This is a genomic window from Streptomyces albospinus, assembly GCF_014648695.1.
GTDB classification, from domain to species: domain Bacteria; phylum Actinomycetota; class Actinomycetes; order Streptomycetales; family Streptomycetaceae; genus Streptomyces; species Streptomyces albospinus.
In genome coordinates, this window is record NZ_BMRP01000123.1 from 1 (window position 1) to 2,217 (window position 2,217).

Genomic DNA, 2,217 nt, shown 5'->3' on the forward strand with positions numbered 1-2,217 from the left:
ACCCCGGTTGTGGAAGGTGCTTGGAGCGCAAATATCAACTGCCGCCGCTTCAACCTCGCCGTTTCGCTTGGGGCGATGAGGCGTTGCTGATCGCCAGCGGCCGGGTGGGCCGGGTGGTTTCGTTGCTTTGGGCACGACGGAGTCCCGGCGCGGTGGTCGGGTACTCCGGGGGTCCTTCGGGTCGTGGGCGGTCAGGGGTTTGCTGGTCAGTCGGCGAGGCGGTGGAAGGCTGTGGCCAGTTCGTTTCTCCAGGGCCAGGTCGCCGATATCCGCAAGCGCAGGCGTCGGCCGCCGCGGGTGAGGCGGGCGGCGACGTGCAGCAGCCGGAAGCGGAGCTTCTTCGGCTCAGCAACCGCGAGTTCGCCATCCAGCGGCAGGATGCGGGTCCAGGCCAGCAGGTCGATCGCCGCGAGGCTGAGTTCGAGCCAGACGGCATTGATGCCGAAGTGGCGGGAGAGGAAGCGGCCGAAGCCGGTGGTCTTGCCGCACCGGATGTGGCCCTCGACGATGGCATGCCCGCGGTGGCGGACCTCCAGGAACTGGGCGGAACCGCCACCGGAAGCAGGGGGTGTCGATGAGGAACACCTGGCGCGCAAGCCCTCGTCCTGGTCGAACAGGGACAAGGGTTATGACCAGGGCGTTCTGCCTTGTTCTCGGCTACCTTCACTGACAACTTCGGCCATGCGCCCCCCTGTTGTCAGTGCTCCCCCTTACCGTTTGGAGAGTGGATGCCGCACCTGCACCCTTAGACACCGGATTCGCGCAGCGCATCAAAGCGCTGGCGTGCACCGCACCGCTGCACGATCTAGATGCCCGCAAGTCATCCGTGCAGACAGCCGACTTGACCGCCTACCAGATGAGCGAGCTCGCACTGCACGCGATCGATCTGGTGACCCTCGCGATGGACTTCGACGCCGGCGCTTCTCCCGAGCGGACCATTGAGGAACTGTCCCGGTACGCCGCCGAGCAGGCACCGGACCGCTCTGTGGATGAGCACGAGCATGCTGCCGGATGGGTGCTCGAGAACCTGCTCAACGTGGGATCGGCTGATCGCGGTTTTCGCGCCGTCTACGGAATTACGGGCGTGGACGGCCACTACGAGCGGCGCGACTTCGACTTCAAGCTTCTGGAGGAGGTTCCCGGAGCCGACGGTGGGATCTACCTGCGTGCTTCGAATGAGGCGGTCAACGTCCTGGTCGGTGCGCTGGAGGTCGATATCGAATCCGCGCAGATTGCCGCGGATGTGCGGCTCGAGACGCTGATTCGACGCGGCCGGCTGTCCGACGCCCAGGCTGCGGCTCAAGCCGCCCGGTACCGGACGATCCAGTACGGCGAGTTGCTGCGCCAGCGGCTCGAAGCGACCAGCCGCGACGTGCGCACTGTGGACTGGCTGACCGCCATGCCGGCGTTCATCGAGGAGGCGCTTGAGCACATCGAGGCCCGTTGTCGGGCAGAGAACGCCATCCTGGTGAACATCACAGAGGCGCGGGACACAGCCGATACGCCGGTCCGCAAGCAGCAGGCCGCGATGCTAGTCGGGATCGTCCGTGATTGCTTGCGGCGCCACGAGCAACTTCAGGCAGCGCTGCAGAACGCGGGGCGGCGCTTTCGGGCCGAGCAGGATCGGCAGACATTCGCGCCGCAGCCGACACGAGCCGACCTCGACCTGCACGCTCAACTGCTGCAGCCGGCACTGGCCTTGCCCGTGTGCGACGCCGAGAAGGTGCTTGCTGCGTACTTCACGCGGGTGGCTGGCCTGAGTGTGCGCCCGGCCTTGCGACTGGTTGACCTGTTCACCTTGCTGGTGACCCCGCCGGTGGTCCGGGAAGTGCTGGGGAGTGAGATCGAGGAACCGGATCTGTCCGACGCGGCAGAGCTGCCGGCTTTCCCGGACGAGTGCTACGAGCACTTGGAGTGGCTGCTGGACCTGGACGTGGAGGCCCCGCGACGCCTGTCCGGTCTGCTGGAGGAAGCTCGCGAACTGCACCCTGAGCTGCCGCTGCTCGTGGTGGTGCGTGTTCTCGCACTCGCGGCGCAAGAGATCGGCCCCGCCATCCGGCACCGTGCGGCCTCGGTCCTCGTCGCCGTTGATGACGGTACTGCGCTGAGCGATCCTGAATTCGCCGGCGCCGACCTCATCGTTGCCCGGGCCGGGCTTTGTGCCTCCCCTCGTAGTGTGGAGATGTCCGCTATGAGGAAGTTCGATGGCAGAGATAC

Annotated in this window: 1 protein-coding gene and 1 pseudogene; one reads left to right on the plus strand and one right to left on the minus strand. The window is 66.4% G+C overall.

Going from position 1 to position 2,217, the window contains the following annotated elements; translation table 11 throughout:
- Nucleotides 1-206: 206 nt before the first annotated feature.
- Nucleotides 207-623: pseudogene (locus IEZ17_RS41510) on the minus strand (transposase); the annotation flags it as partial.
- A 101-nt stretch (nt 624-724) separates the two neighbouring features.
- Between IEZ17_RS41510 and IEZ17_RS41515 the strand changes: the two are divergent.
- Nucleotides 725-2,217, plus strand: a 1,493-nt coding sequence (locus IEZ17_RS41515) for a hypothetical protein (RefSeq protein ID WP_229853137.1), incomplete at its 3' end; no start/stop codon positions are given.